Source organism: Flavobacterium gilvum (assembly GCF_001761465.1).
GTDB lineage: Bacteria > Bacteroidota > Bacteroidia > Flavobacteriales > Flavobacteriaceae > Flavobacterium > Flavobacterium gilvum.
In genome coordinates this window covers 4,150,740-4,170,049 of the sequence record NZ_CP017479.1, presented here as the reverse complement: position 1 = coordinate 4,170,049, position 19,310 = coordinate 4,150,740, and the positions used below count along the sequence as shown (strand labels likewise).

The 19,310-nt window shown below is 31.5% G+C and carries 10 protein-coding genes; 9 read left to right on the top strand and 1 reads right to left on the bottom strand.

Annotation, left to right across the window (positions count from 1 at the left end):
- Positions 1 to 5: 5 nt before the first annotated feature.
- The 9 genes from EM308_RS16850 (at position 6) to EM308_RS16810 (ending at position 15,643) form a co-directional block, all read left to right on the top strand.
- Entirely contained in the window at positions 6 to 2,840 is a 2,835-nt protein-coding gene (locus tag EM308_RS16850) for a S8 family peptidase (protein WP_035637595.1), read from the top strand.
- Between the two features lie 29 nt (positions 2,841 to 2,869).
- Positions 2,870 to 3,802, top strand: coding sequence for a hypothetical protein (locus EM308_RS16845; RefSeq protein WP_035637597.1), 933 nt, complete (start codon positions 2,870 to 2,872; stop codon positions 3,800 to 3,802).
- Between the two features lie 20 nt (positions 3,803 to 3,822).
- Positions 3,823 to 5,160 carry a hypothetical protein gene (locus tag EM308_RS16840; RefSeq protein WP_035637599.1) on the top strand — a complete coding sequence of 446 codons (1,338 nt, stop codon included), beginning with the start codon at positions 3,823 to 3,825 and terminating at the stop codon, positions 5,158 to 5,160.
- Positions 5,161 to 5,166: 6 nt separating this feature from the next.
- Positions 5,167 to 7,746 (top strand): hypothetical protein, encoded by a 2,580-nt coding sequence (locus tag EM308_RS16835; RefSeq protein WP_035637601.1) that lies wholly within the window; start codon positions 5,167 to 5,169, stop codon positions 7,744 to 7,746.
- Positions 7,743 to 8,663: a hypothetical protein gene (locus tag EM308_RS16830; protein WP_035637603.1), complete on the top strand. Its 921-nt coding sequence runs from the start codon at positions 7,743 to 7,745 to the stop codon at positions 8,661 to 8,663. The genes EM308_RS16835 and EM308_RS16830 overlap by 4 nt, the downstream gene beginning before the upstream one ends.
- Before the next feature lie 24 nt (positions 8,664 to 8,687).
- Complete coding sequence (locus tag EM308_RS16825) at positions 8,688 to 9,605, top strand: hypothetical protein (RefSeq protein WP_035637605.1); 918 nt, start codon at positions 8,688 to 8,690, stop codon at positions 9,603 to 9,605.
- A 1-nt stretch (position 9,606) separates the two neighbouring features.
- Complete coding sequence (locus tag EM308_RS16820) at positions 9,607 to 10,740, top strand: SH3 domain-containing protein (RefSeq protein WP_035637607.1); 1,134 nt, start codon at positions 9,607 to 9,609, stop codon at positions 10,738 to 10,740.
- A 43-nt stretch (positions 10,741 to 10,783) separates the two neighbouring features.
- Positions 10,784 to 12,865 (top strand): beta strand repeat-containing protein, encoded by a 2,082-nt coding sequence (locus EM308_RS18445; RefSeq protein ID WP_035637609.1) that lies wholly within the window; start codon positions 10,784 to 10,786, stop codon positions 12,863 to 12,865.
- A 288-nt stretch (positions 12,866 to 13,153) separates the two neighbouring features.
- Entirely contained in the window at positions 13,154 to 15,643 is a 2,490-nt protein-coding gene (locus EM308_RS16810) for an integrase repeat-containing protein (RefSeq protein ID WP_035637611.1), read from the top strand.
- A gap of 69 nt (positions 15,644 to 15,712) precedes the next feature.
- Here the strand turns inward: EM308_RS16810 and EM308_RS16805 are convergent, their stop codons facing one another.
- Positions 15,713 to 19,291: an SbcC/MukB-like Walker B domain-containing protein gene (locus tag EM308_RS16805; protein WP_035637613.1), complete on the bottom strand. Its 3,579-nt coding sequence runs from the start codon at positions 19,289 to 19,291 to the stop codon at positions 15,713 to 15,715.
- Positions 19,292 to 19,310 lie beyond the last annotated feature (19 nt).

The window sequence follows — 19,310 nt, the reverse complement described above, 5'->3', positions numbered from 1 at the left end:
AAATTATGGCTATAGTAATAAGAAAAATACAGTTACTCAGTACAGAATTGAAGTATTTCACGGCAAACCAATTTATACAAAGGAATTCCTTATTTGATCTTTACAGATTGGCTGTATCAAATATAATCAATAGATACATTGATGATAAATATCGGGATTTCTTAGCTTACCCAGTGAAAGAAGGTGATACAATTTCTTTTCATGGAAAAAAACACAATGAAACACCACAACTTTTATCTGAACTGGAGGGTGATGATTTGGTAAAGTATTCAACCATTAAGAGCGAAACACTTTCTCATTACAATGTTATAATTGAAAACCTTCTAAATTCAGGCAAAACTGATGAGGCAGAATTTCTTTCCAAATCAATTAAGTATATAGATGACCGCTTTGTGTATTGTTATGATGAGATTGTGGTTTTAGGTGTTTGGGGAATGAAGTTGCGTGATAATGTAAGAGCTGAGATTACCGAGATTTGGAGAGATTTGGATGCTAAGACAAAGAAGGAGGATGAAATCCCACTTTTTGCCATAACTTTCAATGTAGGTAGCAATGGAAATTTGAAAGGTGACCATGAAATTTCGAAACAACCAAATAAGTTGATTTCCGTTGAAGATCTACCCAAAGTTGAACCACATGAAGGTTACGAATTTGTTGGTTGGGATGAAAACCCGGATGGGTATGAGGTTACAGACGATAAAGAATTTACGGCACAATACAAAGCAAAAGAAATGACGCCTCAGGTTCCGCCTCCCTATGTACCGCCTATTATACCAAAAATACCTTGGTATCTACGTTTTTGGAATTGGCTAAAAATGTTGTTTACAGGTAAAGGATGCTTAAAATGGCTGTTATGGTTGCTATTAATTTTTCTTTTGCTATTGTTGTTTTCGTGGCTATTTCGTAGTTGTAATGGACTCAACTTGGGAGGTGGTGCTGCTCTTGGTGATAATGATTCCTCTTGGGTAAAAGAGGATCCTCGTGTTGGTAATGGAGGAGGAATCTATGATCCTCACGATCCTTACAAACCAGTACCTACTCCACCGGCTTTCAAAGATATATTACCTCCAAATCAAGGTGTATTGCCTCCAATAGATGAAAATCCTGAGATAAAGCCTGGAAATCCATCAATTATAGGCAACCGTCTGAATATCCTGATGGAAAATGAAGACAAATCTATTATGGATTTTGCCAAAGATTTCAAAGCAAAATACCCGGATGCAAATTATAAGGTGGTTTATTACGACAATGTAGTAAAGCGATTGCAAATCGAAATTCCTTCGGAAAAACGTGAGCAGTTGAAAAAAGAAATTCCGGAAAAATTTAAGCCTGATTACAATCTCTTTGTCTTTGACGAAACTTTGTTAGAAGGAACCTATAATCCTAATGACCCTGATTTTAAAGATAATAATAAAAATTGGTATCTCAAGAAAATAAAAGCACCTCAAGCATGGGATATTACCCGTGGTTCTGAAAAAATCACTATTGCTATTGTAGATAATGGTTTCAATCTAACACACCCGGAATTAAATAGTAAAGTAGTGCAACCTTATAATGTATGGAAACATTCAAATGATATTTTTCCTCAAAAGATAGATCACGGGACTCACGTTGCAGGAACGGCATTAGCAATTGCAAACAATGGACAAGGTATTTGTGGTATTGCACCCAACTGTAAATTTATGCCTGTTCAGGTAGCGAATGAAAAAGGTATAATGACAACAACTTCCGTATTGGATGGTATATTGTATGCTTTATATCAGGGAGCAGATGTAATAAACGTTTCATTAGGGGGGCAATTTAGTGGACTTTCTCGAGCTCCTGAAAGTGCACAAAAGGATCTGATAAAAAATCATTTCAAAGAAGAAGAGCGGTTGTGGCGTGAAATAATGAGAATTGCTGCAAGTCATAATTCAACTATTGTGGTAGCAGCCGGAAACGAAAATGTTTTGGCAGGTATAGAAGCCTTGCAACGACCTGAACTATTCATTACAGTTTCGGCAGTTAACAAAGACAGTCAAAGCGTTACTAAAGCTAATTTCAGTAATTATGGCTCTTATTCTAAGATTTCAGCTCCTGGGGTTGGCATATACAGTACAGTAGGCTCTAATAATTATCAGACAATGGATGGTACAAGTATGGCTGCACCCATTGTTTCCGGTGCAGTTGCTCTGATGAAAAGTCTAAAAAGCTCTCTTACCTCCAAACAAATTATTTGTATTTTGCAAAACACAGGATTACCCACTCAAGGTAATATAGGGAAGTTGATTCAGTTAGACAAAGCCTTGCAAATGGTGAAGTCGGGTAAAGGGATTGATTGTACTCCTAAGCCTTCAACGGGAGATGTACAAATACTTTTAAATTGGAATAATTACAATGATTTGGACTTGTATTGTACTGACCCGAAAGGAGAAGTAGTTTGGTTCAAAAATAAAAACATTACAAGTGGAGGACAACTTGAAATTGATATGAATGTAGAATACCCTGACAGTAAAAATCCAATCGAAAATATATTCTGGCCTAATCATGGGGCTCCAAATGGAACTTACAACGTATATCTTAGGTATTATAAAAAACAAGAGCCCAACATAAACGAAACTCCATATACTATTCAAGTAAAATATAGTGGGAAAACTGAAATTTATAAAGGGCGTATAAAGAAAGAAGACAATACTTTACATATCGGGTCATTTACATTGGGAAATAGCAGTACTAATCAAAATCCTCCTAATGCTTCCATCAATCAAAGAAGAAATTCCCTTTTGCAAAAACGCGAAAGTTTACAGCAAGAATTAGATAGAATAGATCGGGAATTAAAAGACATTGGAAATCGTAAATAAAAAAATAAATTATTAAACATTAAAAAAAAATGAATCCGAAACAATTAAAATTTTCATTAGCAGTCGTTATTAACTTATTAACAGCTGTTATATTTGGTTATTATTGTTTTCTAGGTGCCAACTTTTATACATTGGGCGATAAAGGAAAAAGTATAATTATTGCTGTATCAATAATATTGCTGTTGATAGGAACATCACTTGGAGCAAAAAAGCTGAAAGAAACAAAACGTAATTTCAAAAATAATTATATTTTAGAAAAAAGTTTATTGGTTTTGTTCACAGTGTTTATGGCCTGTTCTACTTATTTTCTCTTTTCACATTATTTAGTGGTTTCAGCGCAAGAAAAAACAATTAAAAGCAAACTTAATGACAACATAAATCAAGCCGAAAATATATACGTTGAATATGAACAATATGTTAAAAATAGAGTTTATATATACAGTAGACAACTTGATGTCGCAATATTTAATAAAGGGGGACAACCAACTGTATTAGCTAGATTTGGTATTAATAAAAGTGGTGCTGTTTCACTTTCTACACAAAAAAATATCCAAATTGATAAAATTAAATACCTGTTGCTTCCTCCAAACTTCAGTCAAATCAAAACTAATGATTCTACTTGGTTGGCAAGTGCTCGAAAATGTGTTAATGATTGGGAACCCATAAGCTTGGTTGATGTAATAAACAGCATAGAAACAAATACATCCAATAGTTTAAATCAACTTGTAAGCTTTTCTAAAAAAACAGCACTGAATGAGATATACCCTAAATTTAGCCTAAACCCGAGTCTTTCTTTCATAAATGTAAAAAATCACTTTACAACGCTTGGCACACCTTCTCCATTCTCTATTGTGTTGGCAATTTTAGTTTACTTTCTAATGCTTCTGTCATACTTTATAACAAAACGTGACTCTCGGGGTACTGGAGCGTTAGAAACCGCAAAATATGAAGTGGAATTATAAATCAGGAAATCAATAAGAAAATGGACAAAAACCTTATATTTAGCAACATAGATAGTTTCTCAGCTGATCAACTTTTTGATTTTATCAATCAAGGAATTGTAACTCTTGATGAATTAAGAAATACTGGTGATTTAGATGCTTCAAAGAGACAAGCTATAACAAAATTACAAAAGAGTCGAGAAAAAGAAGATGATGATGCTTGGAATAATTGTAGTAAAGTACGCACTGAAATAAGTTATAAAGAATACATTGACAATCACCCAAATGGCAAATATATTTCAGAGGCAAGTGAGTTAAAATCTAAATTAGAAAAGGAACGTATTGAAAGAGAAAAGGAAAAGGAAGATATTTTAAATTCTATTATCCAAAACCCAAATGATTTTCCTGTTGATACTATTAGAGACTATTTGTCAGATGGCTTGTTAACAGCTGACGTACTAATTCAAAAAGGTATTCCTAAAGAAGTAATTAACAGATTGATTAAAAATGATTCGGCGCCCAATTTTACATTAGGAGAAACCCCAAAGTCAATTCCTGATGGATTTACAGAAGTTTATTTTTGGGGTATTCGAGGTTCAGGTAAAACTACAGCGCTATCGGCAGTTTTAAGTACAGCTGGCAAGAAAGGTTATTCAGAGATTGCTCAAGGTCCAGGTTATAATTATATGTTACAATTACAGAATCTTTTTGCTGAAAATATAACTATTTTACCTACAGGTACACCCACTGAAAAAACACAGTATCTTCCATTTACTTTAAAAAAGAAGAAAGAAACAAACGCTAGATCTGTTTCACTTGTTGAATTGAGTGGAGAGATTTTTCAATGTTTTCTTTACAAAAATGCAAGCAAAAAATTACCAACTATTCATCACCAAGAGACTTTTGATACTTTAATTAACTATTTAAAGGGAAATAATCGCAAGATGCATTTCTTTTTTGTCGATTACGATAAAAAAAATAACGCAGATCAGGATGGATATACACAAGCCAACTATTTAAATGCAGCAGCAACTTTTTTCAATAATCCTGAATATAATATTTTTGGAAAAACAACAGATGCTGTATATGTTGTAGTCACAAAAAGTGATTTAATGCCTGAGGATAAAAACTCAAAAAAAGATCAAATTAGTCAATATCTTAATGAAAATTACACAAGTTTTGTTAATTCATTGGGAGATAAATGTAAAAAGCATAGCATAAATGGTAAAAGGATATTAGGAACCCCATTTTCTATTGGCACAGTTTATTTTGAGCAAATATGTGATTTTAATCCAGAAACAGCTGAAAATATTATTGATATTTTAATGCGAAGAATTGCTCCAACAGGTGAGAGTATATTGGATGTATTTAATAAATAAATAGAGATGGATATAGTAATTCACGCAACTAAAGATGGTTATCGTACTTTGTATACGACAAATGAAGATCTAGCTTATTTAATTGCGAAAGATATGAGAAGTGGGGCAAATAATGATAATTCATTAGGGCAATCTGCTTTTTCTATAGCTTTCACTGCAAACGGTACTGTATACACAAAATATACCATTGTAAAAGATACACAGCGTAGTAATGCTTTGGGGATTATAGCATTTTCACTTTTTTTAAATTACAATAAAATATTAAAAGGAGAAGAAATTATAAGTCTACTTGGCGAGTTGTCAAAAAAATATTCAAATAATTATATTAAAAATAATTATCTAAATCGAGGTGAAAAAACCCTCATTAGAGAAGACTGGGATTTTGTGAATGCTCTTTTAACTGAATATAAAGAACAAGTTAAAATTCAAAAAAACGAAGAACTTGAATCAGGAAATAAAGATGCCGCATTTATATATTATAAAAATGAAGATGAATTAAAGGAATATTTTAACAAGCCCTTTCAGGAAGAATATAGCGATTACAAACAAGTTCTCTTTATAAGTATTGATTTGAAAGATAACTTAAAAAATCCACTTAATGTTTTGTCAAATTCTGGCGAAGAATTGAAAGACATCGATTTGAAAAATGAATACTACTACTTAGACAATTACAGCCGCAGTAAAGGGGTATCAATAATTGCAGATGGTAAAGAACGCACTGATGTGAAGAATAACAATTGCATTAGGGCAAAATGGCAAGTAGAAATCAAATATTCAAAAGAAGAAAGATGTTTTTGGCCTATACAAGCAAAAGGAACCCTGTCTAATCCTGATTCTGAAATCTATAAATACTTAGAATTAAAAAATAATCAAATCAGTATTAAATACGATGCTTTTAATACCCCTGAACCAAAAGTTAAAACCATATCTATCGAAATCAAAGATAGAAAGGGAAATTATATAGATGAGGCAGATATTCAGATTGGCACGAAACCATATGAGAAAATAGGTGGACATCAATACGAATGTACCTTTAGTGGTGAGGATTTAATAAAACGATGGGATATTTCAGTTAAAAAGGGTGTCTTTTCAGGTAATATAGACCTTTTACCTGAAAATCAAATTGGAAATATTGTTTTAGTTATACAAGAACACATTAATGCAACATTCTTAGTCAAAGATGACAAAGGACTTGTATTTGATTATAATATTCAGATTAAAAATCAACAGGGAGATTTATTTTCTAATAGTAAGGAACCTGAATTTATTGGAGAAGATATTGACAAATTATATGATATTACTATTTTGAGTAATAAACATGAAAGTAAAAGTTTTCCTTATTGTCCAGCAAAAGATGAAAATCCGAAAGATATAAAACTGATTAATAAGCAATTGATAGAATATCCGAATGATAAAGGATTTGAATTAATAATTAATAATAAATTTGGTAAAAGAAGTTTTAAAAATAAACCGATTGGTAAATATGAAAAAAACAAACCTGAATTTGGATGTGACCCTAATTTTGGATATAAATTTATTGAATGGAAATATCAAGAACAATCTTCAAAAGATTATGATGGTTATTATGAAGCTATTTTCAAAAAAATGTGGTACAATAAAATTCCAAAATGGTGTTGGATAGTTAGCAGTATCGCAGCAGTTTTTATAATTGTATTTACTTTGATTTATAAATTATCCTATTCAGATAATCCTCAATCACATTATGAATTTCCCGTACATATGCAAAAATATGTTCAAGGAGATTCTCTTTTTCTAGATACATTAAATATATATAAACAAGATTTGGAACATCAAAATCCTGGAGTTATTGAAAAGAAAAGAGGCCTTTTCGATTGGTTTATGGGTCGTAAAAAAGAAAATGACTCTACCGAATATAATGATTGGAAAGAAAATATAAAAAGCATTGAAGATGCAATAAACAAAAGAAATTTGATAAATGATAAAGAATTTAAAAAATTATTAAAACTTGATTATTCACTAGAACAGCAGAATTTAGAAATAGCTATCCAGAAAATTGATAGTACTAAATATAACGAGATTAGAAAAAATCTTGGAGACGTTAGTAATAAAACATTAAGTGAAATTGCAGATGCTATAAATGATATTCTCAAGCCAAAAGAATCATTAAAAGATGAAGAGTTAAATGTTAAGGAGGAAGAAAAGAAATCTTCACAAAAAAAAGAAACTCCATCTACAAATACGTTGGAACAACCACAAAGGCAGGCACCTCAGAAACAAAAAAACATAGCTTTGTCTTCTAATACAAACGAGATTATTCAATATATTAAAGGAGGAGAGTTGAAAAAAAATAAATTAGAAGAATATAAGCAGCATACATCTGATCCTGTTTTAAAAAGTACCATTGACCTGATTTTGAAAATCTGGAAATTAGATGGGAATGGTAAAAACACATATAGTAGTATTCAACAATCCTGCAATGAGAATAAGTATTTAAAAGATAGTGAACTCCATAAAACATTAAAGAGTACCAAAGAAAATGCAAATTATGCAGGGTTAACTACAGCTGAAGATATATTAAAAAAGCTTAAAAGTAAAGGACAATGAAAATTATAAAAATAAGCTTGGCTATAGCCGTTATAGGTTTAATTTCATTTTTTGTTATAAAGTCATTATTAGGTGGTTCTCCCGAAATAAAAAAGGTTGCACCTCCTGTTAACCCTTTTACCAATAGTATTGAAAAGGAAATTATCAATCTTAGTAAACTACCTGAAAATAAATTTTGTAAAGATAAATACAATGAAGTAAAGTATTACATTGATGATTACTTTAAAAGCCAGCTTTTAGGAAAGAATAAGTTTGAAAACAATCAATGGAAAGAGATACTTTCTAAAAATCTATATTCGGTCTATACAGATAAGTTTATTAAACAAGCCTATACTGTTTTTAATAATAAGGAGTGGAAGCTACAAGACCTTTCGCTTATTAGGAGTGAATGTATAACATTAAGAAAATCTGAATTTCTTGAAAAAGGGAGTCCTGTAGATAATTCGTTTTTAAAAATACAGCAAATTCTACGTAAATATGATGAAATTAATAATTTCATCGCAATCTCAAAATATTTTCCAATTCCACAAACCAACCTAAATTCACAATTTCCTTTTGCTGATTTAAAAGCCAAAATTTCCCGTATAGATACCTATAAAAAAAATAAACTTGAAGATGTTTATGTGAATAATTGTACTCGATTACACAGCGAATTAAATACTAATAAAAAAAGGTTAATCGACACGTATTTAACTTATTTAGACACGAAAATCAACAAATGGACTGGTAAATACAAACAATTTGAATTTGCTACATTTAATGAATACCAAAATATAATTTACAATCCATTAAAAAAGGAATTAGAAGACTTTAAAACAAATTGTAATAGTAATTATACTTATGATTATAACAGGTATAACAATATATCGAATAGATTAAATTCTGATCGCAAAGATGCATATTTAAATATCCTTTAAGCCTCTTAAAATTAACTCAAAACGATGAAAATTAAGATTTCTATAGTATTTGTACTATTCAATTTGTTTGCTGTTTTCGCACAACAGGATTTAATAAAAGAAATAGGAAAACAAGCTATTATCATTGATAGCTTAATGAAAGTAAATAAAAATGAAAAAGAAAATTATAGAGTTCAAAACGAAATTTTGAAAAACAAAATTGACTCTATAAAGATTTTAAAATTGACGCTGTCAAAATTAGAAAAATTTAAAGCAGAAAAGGGAAAGGTAGATAATCTGATCAAACAAAAAAACGACTCTATTACTCTATTGAAGAACCAAAAATCGGAATTAAGTCAGAAAATATCTAGTGAAAGAATAATTTGTGAACAAAAAAAATTAGATGAAAAGGAAAAAGTTAAAAGTGAAATTTTGGCTAAAATTATTAATACTTACAAAGGCAAAAAATTTGATGATTTAATTGTCTCATCAAGTAAATTCTCAATAGAACGTGATTTGCAACTTATAGGTGAAAATAATGAATTGAATCAGATTTTTATTGATTTAAACAAATATTTTGATGCCAAATCATTACTTGATAACCCTTTTGATGGTGAAAAATTAAAAAAATCACAAATCGAATTAAACACAATTAAGCAACCGTCGGCATCACTTGATAAATTGAAGATACAAATTGAAAATTATCAACTGCTAGATAAGGGACTTAGAGATTGTCTAATAAATATTGATACTATTGATAAAAAAGAAACTGTATCTGGTATGGAGGACGGAATTAAAAAACTAAAATTAAACAAAATTCAAACTGAAATTTCCAAATATATATTTAACTATGATTTTAATTTTTCTGATTATCCTTATTTGTCAGGTATTTTATTTCAAGTTATTAAAATAAAGTTTCCAAATCCTGATCAAGATATTTCTAAATTAATACCAAACAAATAAAATGAAACAATGTATATTCTTTTTTTTTATATTAATATGTTCATTTACAACATATTCTCAAAACTATTATAAAGAAGGAGATAAATGTTTTGAAGAGGGTGACTACACTTGTGCTGAAACCAAATACAAAGAATTATATAAATCAGCAGCTAGTGAAACAGATATGCAATTTGGTGAAATAAAAATTCAAAGAGCTAAATTGTGCAAGGACAATTTAAAAATAGCCAATCAAGAATTTGCATCTCTAAATTATGCAAAAGCGAAAGAAAAATATCAAGCTATTTTAGATTCCAATCCAAAAGATGTATATGCTAAAAGTCAAATAGATAAATGCGATACTAAAATAAATGAAGCAGAAACAACAAGATTAAATAATACTTCAACTCCTACTAGTGTTCCTACGGGTGCTCCTAAGCAAAGCAATTCAAAAGTAACAAAAACCGATATTTTAAAGAGGGAAGCAAAAATGCGTGAATCAGATAGTCCATTTGCCAAAATACTATATGTTTTACCCGCTGGAAAACAAGTCAACATAAAAGGTAAAACAAGCAGCGATTATTACAAAGTAGAATATAATGGAAAAATTGGATATATCAATGAAGTGTATTTTATGAATAGTGAACCTATACAAAATACTGATAATCCAACAACTTCAACCGTTACTGAACCGGAACCTACAATAACAGCCAAACCAAAAAAATTACCTCCATTTTCTAGTCTTGGCATCCACAGTGGTGAAATCGCAAAATATGGTTTGCTCTACGAAAGTGGTGGGAACAAAACTGTTGGATTTCATATTTCAGCTAGAACTAGTTTTACACCTGAAGAGGATATTCTAAATGGTTCAGGTATAGAGAACAAAACAGAAATAGAATTAGGTCCAAATTTTAGGCTGTCTAACCGGCTATATTTGAATATAGGAGCTGGTTATGGTTATTACGACAAAGTTATTCGTAACGATTATGCAGGCACTTTATCTCTGGAAAAAACGGGTTATTTGGTAACTTCTTCAGGATTAATGATACGAATCAACAGGGTTATTAATATCAATGGAGGAGTCTCTTTTATGGATATATATAATGCGTTTTACAAACCTGAAATAACTTTTGGGGTATCATTTAATCTTAAGAAATAAGGATTCATACTAATTTATGCTGAATCAGAAAAAAATACTTAAAATGAAAAAAATAAAAGCATATAGTGTGAAAATTCTATTCACAACAGTTATGAGCATCTTTTTATTATATAGTTGTACTGAAGAATTTGACTATGGTAAGTCTGATAATGCAGTTAAAACTATAGAATCTAACAATGTTTTACAAACAACGGCAACGGTTTCCGGTACAGTAATTACTGATAATGGTGTTAGTCTTTCTGAAAGAGGGATTTGTTATAGTACAAATAATAATCCTACTGTTTCAGATTCAAAAAAACTAGATTCTCAAGCAACTTTAGGCAGTTTCAATTGTACTTTAACTAATCTGTCTCCAAGCACGACCTATTTTGCAAGAGCATACGCAACAAATGGTTATGGAACGGCTTATGGGGGAGAAGTTACATTCACAACTCAAAAGGCGACTATTCCAATAATCACTTCGACTACTGTAGCCTCGTCAATTACACAAATCTCAGCTATTACTGGAGGGAACATTACTAATAGTGGAGCTTCAAATGTTACTAGCCGTGGAGTTTGTTTTAGTAAAACAAATTCAAATCCTACGATATCAGATACCAAAACCAGTGATGGTACAGGTATAGGACAATATACAAGTTCTTTGATAAATTTATCTCCAAACACAAAATACTACATAAGAGCATATGCTACAAATGATGTTGGTACTGCTTATGGTGATTTAAAATCATTTACTACCACATCGGCAACTATTCCAGTAGTTTCTACAACAATAGCATCATTTATTTCTCAAACAACTGCAGTTAGTGGTGGTAATGTGACTAGTGAAAGTGGAGCTAGTATTATTTCTCGTGGTGTTTGTTGGAGTAATACAACTGCAACGCCAACAATATTAAATTCTAAAACAGTGGATGGAACAGGATTAGGAATATTTACTAGTTCTTTGGCAGGATTAGCCCCAGGTACCACTTATTATGTTAGAGCGTATGCAACAAATAGTGTTGGTACTTCTTATGGCACTGCAATAAGTTTTACTACTTCATTTGCAACAATTCCTAATGGTATAACAACAACGAACGCTACTTCAATTACTCAGTCAACAGCAACTAGTGGAGGAAGTGTTGCAAGTGATGGTGGAGCTTCTATAACTTCTCGTGGGGTTTGTTGGAGTAACACAACTGCAAGTCCTACTATAGCAAACCCAAAAACAATTGATGGCTCTGGTACTGGATCTTTTATAAGTTCATTAACTGGTTTAACAGCAAATACAACCTATTATGTCAGGTCATATGCAACAAATAGCGTCGGAACAACTTATGGAGCCTATCAAAGTTTTAGAACTTCAGCCGCAACCATGCCTACAGGAGTTACTACAAAAAATATTTCTTCTATAACACAAACTACTGCTTCAAGTGGAGGTGATGTGTTAAGCGATGGAGGGGCATTAATAACCGCTCGTGGTGTGTGTTGGAGTGATACAAACTCTCTCCCCACTATATATAATAGCACTACAACAGATGGTTCTGGCGAGGGGGCGTTCACAAGTTCAATTACGGGATTATCTGCAGGTAAAACCTATTATGTTAGAGCTTATGCTACTAATAGCGCTGGTACTGCTTATGGTTCAGTAACAACATTTACAACATTGGCTTCTGCCTTAGCCATTGGGCAAAGCTATCAAGGAGGAATAATTGCATACATTTTTCAACCTGGGGATTCTGGTTATATAGCAGGTCAAACACACGGGTTAATTGCAACAACAGTAAATCAAAGCACAAATGCTCAATGGGGGTGTTCTGGAACATCAATTAACACAAGTACATCTATTGGAACTGGCCAGAATAATACAACAGCAATTATAAATGGATGTACTACTTCAAGTATTGCAGCTAGAATATGTAATGATTTAACTTCAGGAGGATATAGTGATTGGTATCTGCCAAGTTACTATGAACTACAAACATTGTATAGTAATAGAGCTGTAATAGGAGGATTCAGTGGTGGATATTATTGGAGTTCTTCGCAAAGTTCTGCAACAATAGCCTATAGTATTAATTTTTCAACCGGAACAGCAACTAGTACTTCAAAAACAAGTACAGCCATTGTTAGAGCAATTAGAAAATTTTAAATTCTAAAAATCATAATAAGAGCAATCATCGTATTTTAAACTATATTAATTAAGGGAATTTTTATAGAAATACTAATTCCTGATCGCATTAGTACTATTAGTGTAACTGACGATGTTAAATCTAGTTCTAACTAATTTTACAATTAGATTTTTTTTAAAAGGCTCAGATTATTTATTTAAATCTGAGCCTTAATGTTATAAGTTTCACAATTTGTGAAATAGAATCTCTTTTATGGCTTAATATTTGTGTTTAGAATCTATGATAAAGATAAAAAAACGTAAATATTTATGAGTATCAAAAATAAATCATTATTTAAAGATGTAACTGCGTCCCAATACCTTAATTTACTTTATAAGAAATCAATAATTGCTTCTTATCGTACAAAACCACTAAGACGTGATTTATTTGCAAACTATAGTTTAGATTTCAAATCATTTATAAATCACTTAAATTCAAATCAAAACTACATTTCAATAATTAAGGTCATAGAAGATCTTTCAAACAAAAATACTCCTGATTTTGAACTATTTTATTTAAAAAATGGGTCTTATTATTCTCATAATGAAATAGGTTTGGCATTTTTAAGGCAGAAATCAAGATCTTCTTTGGAGAATCTAAAAATAACTTCAGAGACTTCATTTAAAATATTAGTAGATAAATACAATGAAGCAATATTAGATAATCATGTAGACATCGAACAACTCAATTGGGATTTTCTGTTGATATTTAAAACATTTTTTGGGACTATTGAGTTGTCAGAACTAATTGAACTTTATTTAGATATACTTTTAGATGAAAAGGAATATGATGGGTGTGAAATAATTGAGACTATTCTATTTGATGAAAATCTTGCTCCCAATCATTATTTTCTCCAAAAAAATCCATTTATTTTTGAAAAAATTATAAAATGTTGGTGTTTTACAGATAAAAAGACACTCTCCAAGAGTGTTTTTGACAAAATGTTCCAATATATAGATGAAAATTTTGAAATGATGAAAGATGCTTTTGAGTTTCATAATTTAACACCAGAACAACAAATAGTTTATTCCAATAAAATTAAAAATAATATAAAAAAAGAAGATCGTGATTCGTATTTTGAAACATTAACAAACATACCTAAAACATGGAGTTTTGTTAACTTAACACAAATAAATAACGTTTTTAGACTAAATCTAATCGATGAAAATTATTATAAAAAGCGCATAGTTAAACTTGAGGATAATAAGAAAATAACGGATAATTATGAAAACGAAATTGAAAGTTTTAATTTTTTGGTTTTAAATGCAGATGCCGATATACCCAAGCAAATTGATGACAATGAATATTTTCACTATCACAATGTTTATGATTTCTATGAATTAAATTCATCACAAAAAGCAGAATATAAAACTGCATTCAATGGAAAAAGCAATTTGCATAAAGTAAAAAAATATGTATCGTTCAGAATTGTAAGAATAAATGATGCATACTATAAAGATGAGATAACAAGCGATAGTGCTATAAATGAACTACATTTTTTAAGTCAATTTACCTCAATATACGAAAATAACCATGTAGAGAACATTAAAGCCTTTGAATCAGTAAAGAAAAGTAATTTATCTGAAAAGATAAATAAATGTATCTATGCTATTTCTGAATATACAAGATGTTTTAACAACGGTATTTGTGTTTATCATAACGAATACTATTATCGTTTCTATATTTCATTAGAATATAGCGATGCAATTAAATTACCTGAAGAAGTACTTGATATTATAATTCAGGGTGGGAATATTTCAAATGAAGAATGGAATAAGTGGAGCCAGATTGGAAGTAATATTACCTATGAAGCCAATAAACTTATTGAAAGATCGTATTCAGAATTAAGGTCTGCTAAAATTGAAAAAGAGCTTCTTTTGCAACTTATTAAAAATACTGATAATGATTGTAGTGTTTTTATGTCTATGTTTCATGAAAAAGCAGCGTCAAATACACGTTGTAGATTTATTGGTTCTGTAATCTCAAAGCTCATTTCTGCATACATGAAAATAAAGGACTTTGAAAAAGCAATTTATTGGTCAGATATTTTCATTGATACTATTTCAAAATATCCTTTTGTTTATCCAACTTGTAAACCTGAAGAAATACATTCAAAAAGAGAAGAATGCATTGGCAAGCTGAAATTAATCACTGAAAAAAACAAACCAAAACAGTCAGTATTTCTTTCTTTTGAAGAAGCAAAGATTTTTGTAAAGACTTTGAATCTTAAAAGTGAGAAGGAATGGAGGGAGTTTAGAAAATCAGGTTTAAAACCTGAAAACATTCCTTCTTCTCCCGAAAAAGTATACAAAAATGCAGGATGGAATGGCTTTGCAGATTGGCTAGGATATAATTTATCTATAATCGGTAGTGATTTTCTTTCTTTTGAGGATGCAAAGAATTTTGTAAAAACTTTAAATCTTAAAAGTGTGAGTGAATGGAAGGAGTTGAAAAAATCTGGTTTAAAACCTGAAAACATTCCTGCTTCTCCTGAAAATGTTTACAAAAATGAGGGATGGAATGGATTTGAAGATTGGCTGGGATATGAAAAGGTTTCACGTAGTGTTCTAATAGATTGTTTAGATTTTGAAGACGCAAAACTATTTGTGCATCAACTAAATATAAATAGTTTTAGAGAATGGAGAGCATATTGTAAATCGGGAGATAAACCCAACAACATACCTTCCAATCCAAAAGAGGTTTACAAAAATAAAGGCTGGAATGGCTTTGCTGATTGGTTGGGGTATAAAACTGTTTAAAACTATTTTTATTAGATTTTTTAAAATTTTAGATAGCTGTGTAAGTATAAAAAGAGGTTATCAAAAACCTCAATCCACTATTTCAAGGTTACTATATTCATTTGAAATTTTATTTACCTTGATTTGAGTGGTGACTCTTTTTTTGAGTTCGTCAATATGTGAAATAATGCCTATTTGGCGGTTTTCGGTTTGGCGAAGCATTTCCAGAGTATCAAGTGCATTGTTTAGGTTTTCAGGGTCAAGCGTTCCAAAACCTTCGTCTATAAACAAAGAACGTATTTTAGTTTTTTTGCTGGCCAAATCAGAAAGACCAAGTGCCAGTGACAAACTTACCAAAAAAGTTTCGCCACCGGAAAGCGAATTGATGTTCCGGATTTCACCATAAAAACTGTTGTCTTTTATTTGTAACTCCATTTCTTCTGAATTATCATCTTTGAAAAGTTCGTATCGTCTGAACATGGTTTCCAGATGCTTATTGGCGTGCTGAATCAATAGTGAGAGTGTGAAATCCTGGGCGAATTTTTTAAATGTTTTACCATCTGCCGATCCGATGGTTTTGTTCAATAATTCCCATTTTTCAAAATCTTTGGTTTTGGAATTGATATTCTCCACGATCTGTTTGTTCTCTTCCAGGATTCTCCCGTTATTTTCGATTTGCTCTCTCAGTTGTCCGATTTCCTGATGTAAGGCAGAACTGATGGCATCCAATTCGGTTCTGTAGGTCGTTAATTCGTCTTTGGATTTTGCCGTTAGAGGGTTTCCTAAAAGAACTTCAAGTCGGTCGCGACTTGATTTTAAAGCACCTTCGGTCTGTTGTTTACTAATGTCAAAATTCTTTTTTTGTACAGAAATCGACTCGTTGTCAGTAAGCGAAAGGGCTTCTGTTAACGCTTCAAGCGATTCAAAATTATTTTCAGACAGTTTACTTTGCAGATTTTGTTTTGAAGTTTCTTGCTTTTTGTCCAATTCCGTTTTTTCGGATGTCAGTTTTTCTAATGTTTCTTTTTTGGTTTTTATCGTTGCCGAAAGCGTATTGAAAGTTTGAGTAAGTTTGTCGACAGATTCCTGCCCTCTATTGACGATTTCCTGAAGTCGGTTCTCTTCTTCTACAGGAGATTTTAAGATAAAAGTTTTTGTTTGATTGTGTAGCTGATCCGAATATGTTTTTTCCAATTCAGTAAGCTTTGTGATTTCTTTTTTCAGGCTTTCGATTTCAGTTTTAAAATTTTTATCCTGAGTTTGCAAAGTGGCAAGGCTGGTTTTAAGTTCGCCAAGTGTATTTTGGTTGGCTTTCAGTTTTTCCTTTTCCTCATTTAACAATGTGCATGTGGCGGTTAATTGTTTATGGATAATAGCAACTGATTCTAAATTTTGGGTGTCCAAAGTATGCCCGAACTGTTGGAATTTTTCAACAATTATCTCAAAATTGTTTTTGATTGCCCCTTTGTTTTTTATGATGCTGGCCGAAGCAGTTTGATAATCCTTATGGATCATTTCCACCTTATTCAAAATATCTTTCTTTGATGACAGTAACTTTGTCTGTACTTCTAAAGATGAGGTCAAACCCGATAAACTTGCTACATGTTCCTCTGTTTTCTCTAATAATCTGGTTGTTTCATCCGAATTCAACTGGATAATGTCGGCAGTGAGGGGAGTATCAATTTTTAATATCGTTTTCAGGACGTTTATTTCGCGTTCTAAAATCGGCAGATTGTTTTTGGAAGTCAGTATTTGCTGTTCCAAAGCCGAAATACTTTTAATACAGTTGACTTCTTCTGCATTCAGACCTTTTAATTCTGAACTAATTTTTTCTATTTTAGAATCATCATTTTCCTCAAGATCTTTAGGCAAATTGAGTGCATACGGATGCTTGGTAGAACCACATAATGCACAAGGATCACCGTCTTTCAGGTTGTGTCGGTGTTCTTCCAAACTTGCCACCAAAAGTTTCAGTGTTTTGTTTTCTTCCAGCGTTTTAACCAAATCCTTTTTTTCGGAAATCAGTTTTTCAAGATTTTCTTTCTGGACTTTCCCTTTTTTTAAATCTTCTTCGACTTTTTTTAAATTTTCTTTTTCAACTGCAGAGGTTTCAATATATTTTGCAAGTTTAGCCCAGTTTTCAAGTTGTTTGTTTAAATCTTCTTTTGTTTGGCTTAATATTTCAAAAGAGGGAAATTCATTTTTCTGTTTTTCAATTGAAGCTGTGTCATTGGTGAGTTTGTTGATTTCTTCATGGAGCTTAGGTATCAGATTTTCAACTCCAATTTTCTCCTGATCGTAGGCCGATAGCTGTTCCTGCAATTGATCAATGCTAGTATTATTAATTTCTGATTGCAATGTTTCAATATCACGATAAAGCAGCTCTACAGATCCTTTTTCGGCATCCCAAGATTCGTATTTACTGAGAGAAACTATTACCTTTTCATTCGCAGAAATTGTTTGTTCCAAAGCTGATTTTTTTTGAGTTTCTGAAGCTAAATTTTTCTCATTAACAGCATTATCTTCGGTTGTTCTTTTGAATCTAGGAGCGATTTCATTTAGAATTTCTTTGTTTGCCGATATAGCGTTAATCGTTGATTTTGCCTGTTCAATCAACGGTTTTTTCAGTAACAATTCGCCTTTTGCTGCTTGTAAATTGATGGAAGCAATTTTTAATTTTGGTTCAGTGTTACTGAGTTGTTCTGACAGGTTTTTTACGCTTTCAGCAGTTGTAGTTGTCTCATTAAAATTATTTTGACAATTTATTTCAGCATTTTGAAAAGCTTGAAAATCAGTCTCAATTAATTTAGCTTTGTTAAAATCGGCCAACTTTAGATAAATAGCTTCATTTTGCTTAAAATGTTCGTCAATTTCCTGTAATTCCGTATTCTTGTTTTCTATTTCTTTTTTAACCAAATCGATCGCGTCCAACCAAGCAATTTCGGCAATCAAAGTATCCAATTGATTCTTTTGAATGGTGGCCGTTTTTTCCTTTTCTAAAATATCATTCGTGATTTTTTCTAGCTCTTCTTGGCTTAAAAAATTGGCATTGATAGAACTTCTAAGAATGTTAATTTCGCTTTCAAGCGTTTTGGCTTGTTCAAAAACCTTTTTTGAAATCAACTCATAAATCTGGGTTCCTGTAATTTTACTCAGCATTTCGGCACGTTCGTCTGGTTTTGCTTTTAAGAAAGCCGAAAAATTATTCTGTGCCAGCAATATGGATTTGGTAAACTGCTCGTATTTTAATCCGATGATTTCTTCAATTTTTAGGTCAACTTCTTTTACTTTGTCTGCCAATAATAAAAAATTATCCCCATCAATTTTGTACAACTGCCTTACATCGGAACGCAACGATCCCGTTCTCGTGAAAGCTGCATTCCATTTAGCCAAATAAACCTCATTATCTACTTCAAAAGTAACTTCCGAAAAAGCTTCTTTTTGATTACGTGTAATGATTTCCTCCGAAGGTTTATCATTACCGTGCCGATTGGTTTTTCCGTATAAAGCAAGCGTTATGGCATCCAAAATTGTCGATTTCCCGGCACCTGTCTGACCTGTAATGGCATACAAACCCGCATTGCCCAATATGCCTTCAGAAAAATTTATTTCTGGCTGGATTCCTTTTAATGAGTGAATATTATTGATGTTGATCTTGAGGATTTTCATTTTTTACAGAATTGATTTT

Bases quoted from the DNA above. Each gene is read 5' to 3' on its own strand.
- EM308_RS18445 (WP_035637609.1), top strand. From the start codon at position 10,784: ATGAAAAAAATAAAAGCATATAGTGTGAAAATTCTATTCACAACAGTT.
- EM308_RS16835 (WP_035637601.1), top strand. From the start codon at position 5,167: ATGGATATAGTAATTCACGCAACTAAAGATGGTTATCGTACTTTGTAT.
- EM308_RS16825 (WP_035637605.1), top strand. From the start codon at position 8,688: ATGAAAATTAAGATTTCTATAGTATTTGTACTATTCAATTTGTTTGCT.
- EM308_RS16805 (WP_035637613.1), bottom strand. From the start codon at position 19,291: ATGAAAATCCTCAAGATCAACATCAATAATATTCACTCATTAAAAGGA.
- EM308_RS16850 (WP_035637595.1), top strand. From the start codon at position 6: ATGGCTATAGTAATAAGAAAAATACAGTTACTCAGTACAGAATTGAAG.
- EM308_RS16845 (WP_035637597.1), top strand. From the start codon at position 2,870: ATGAATCCGAAACAATTAAAATTTTCATTAGCAGTCGTTATTAACTTA.
- EM308_RS16820 (WP_035637607.1), top strand. From the start codon at position 9,607: ATGAAACAATGTATATTCTTTTTTTTTATATTAATATGTTCATTTACA.
- EM308_RS16840 (WP_035637599.1), top strand. From the start codon at position 3,823: ATGGACAAAAACCTTATATTTAGCAACATAGATAGTTTCTCAGCTGAT.
- EM308_RS16810 (WP_035637611.1), top strand. From the start codon at position 13,154: ATGAGTATCAAAAATAAATCATTATTTAAAGATGTAACTGCGTCCCAA.
- EM308_RS16830 (WP_035637603.1), top strand. From the start codon at position 7,743: ATGAAAATTATAAAAATAAGCTTGGCTATAGCCGTTATAGGTTTAATT.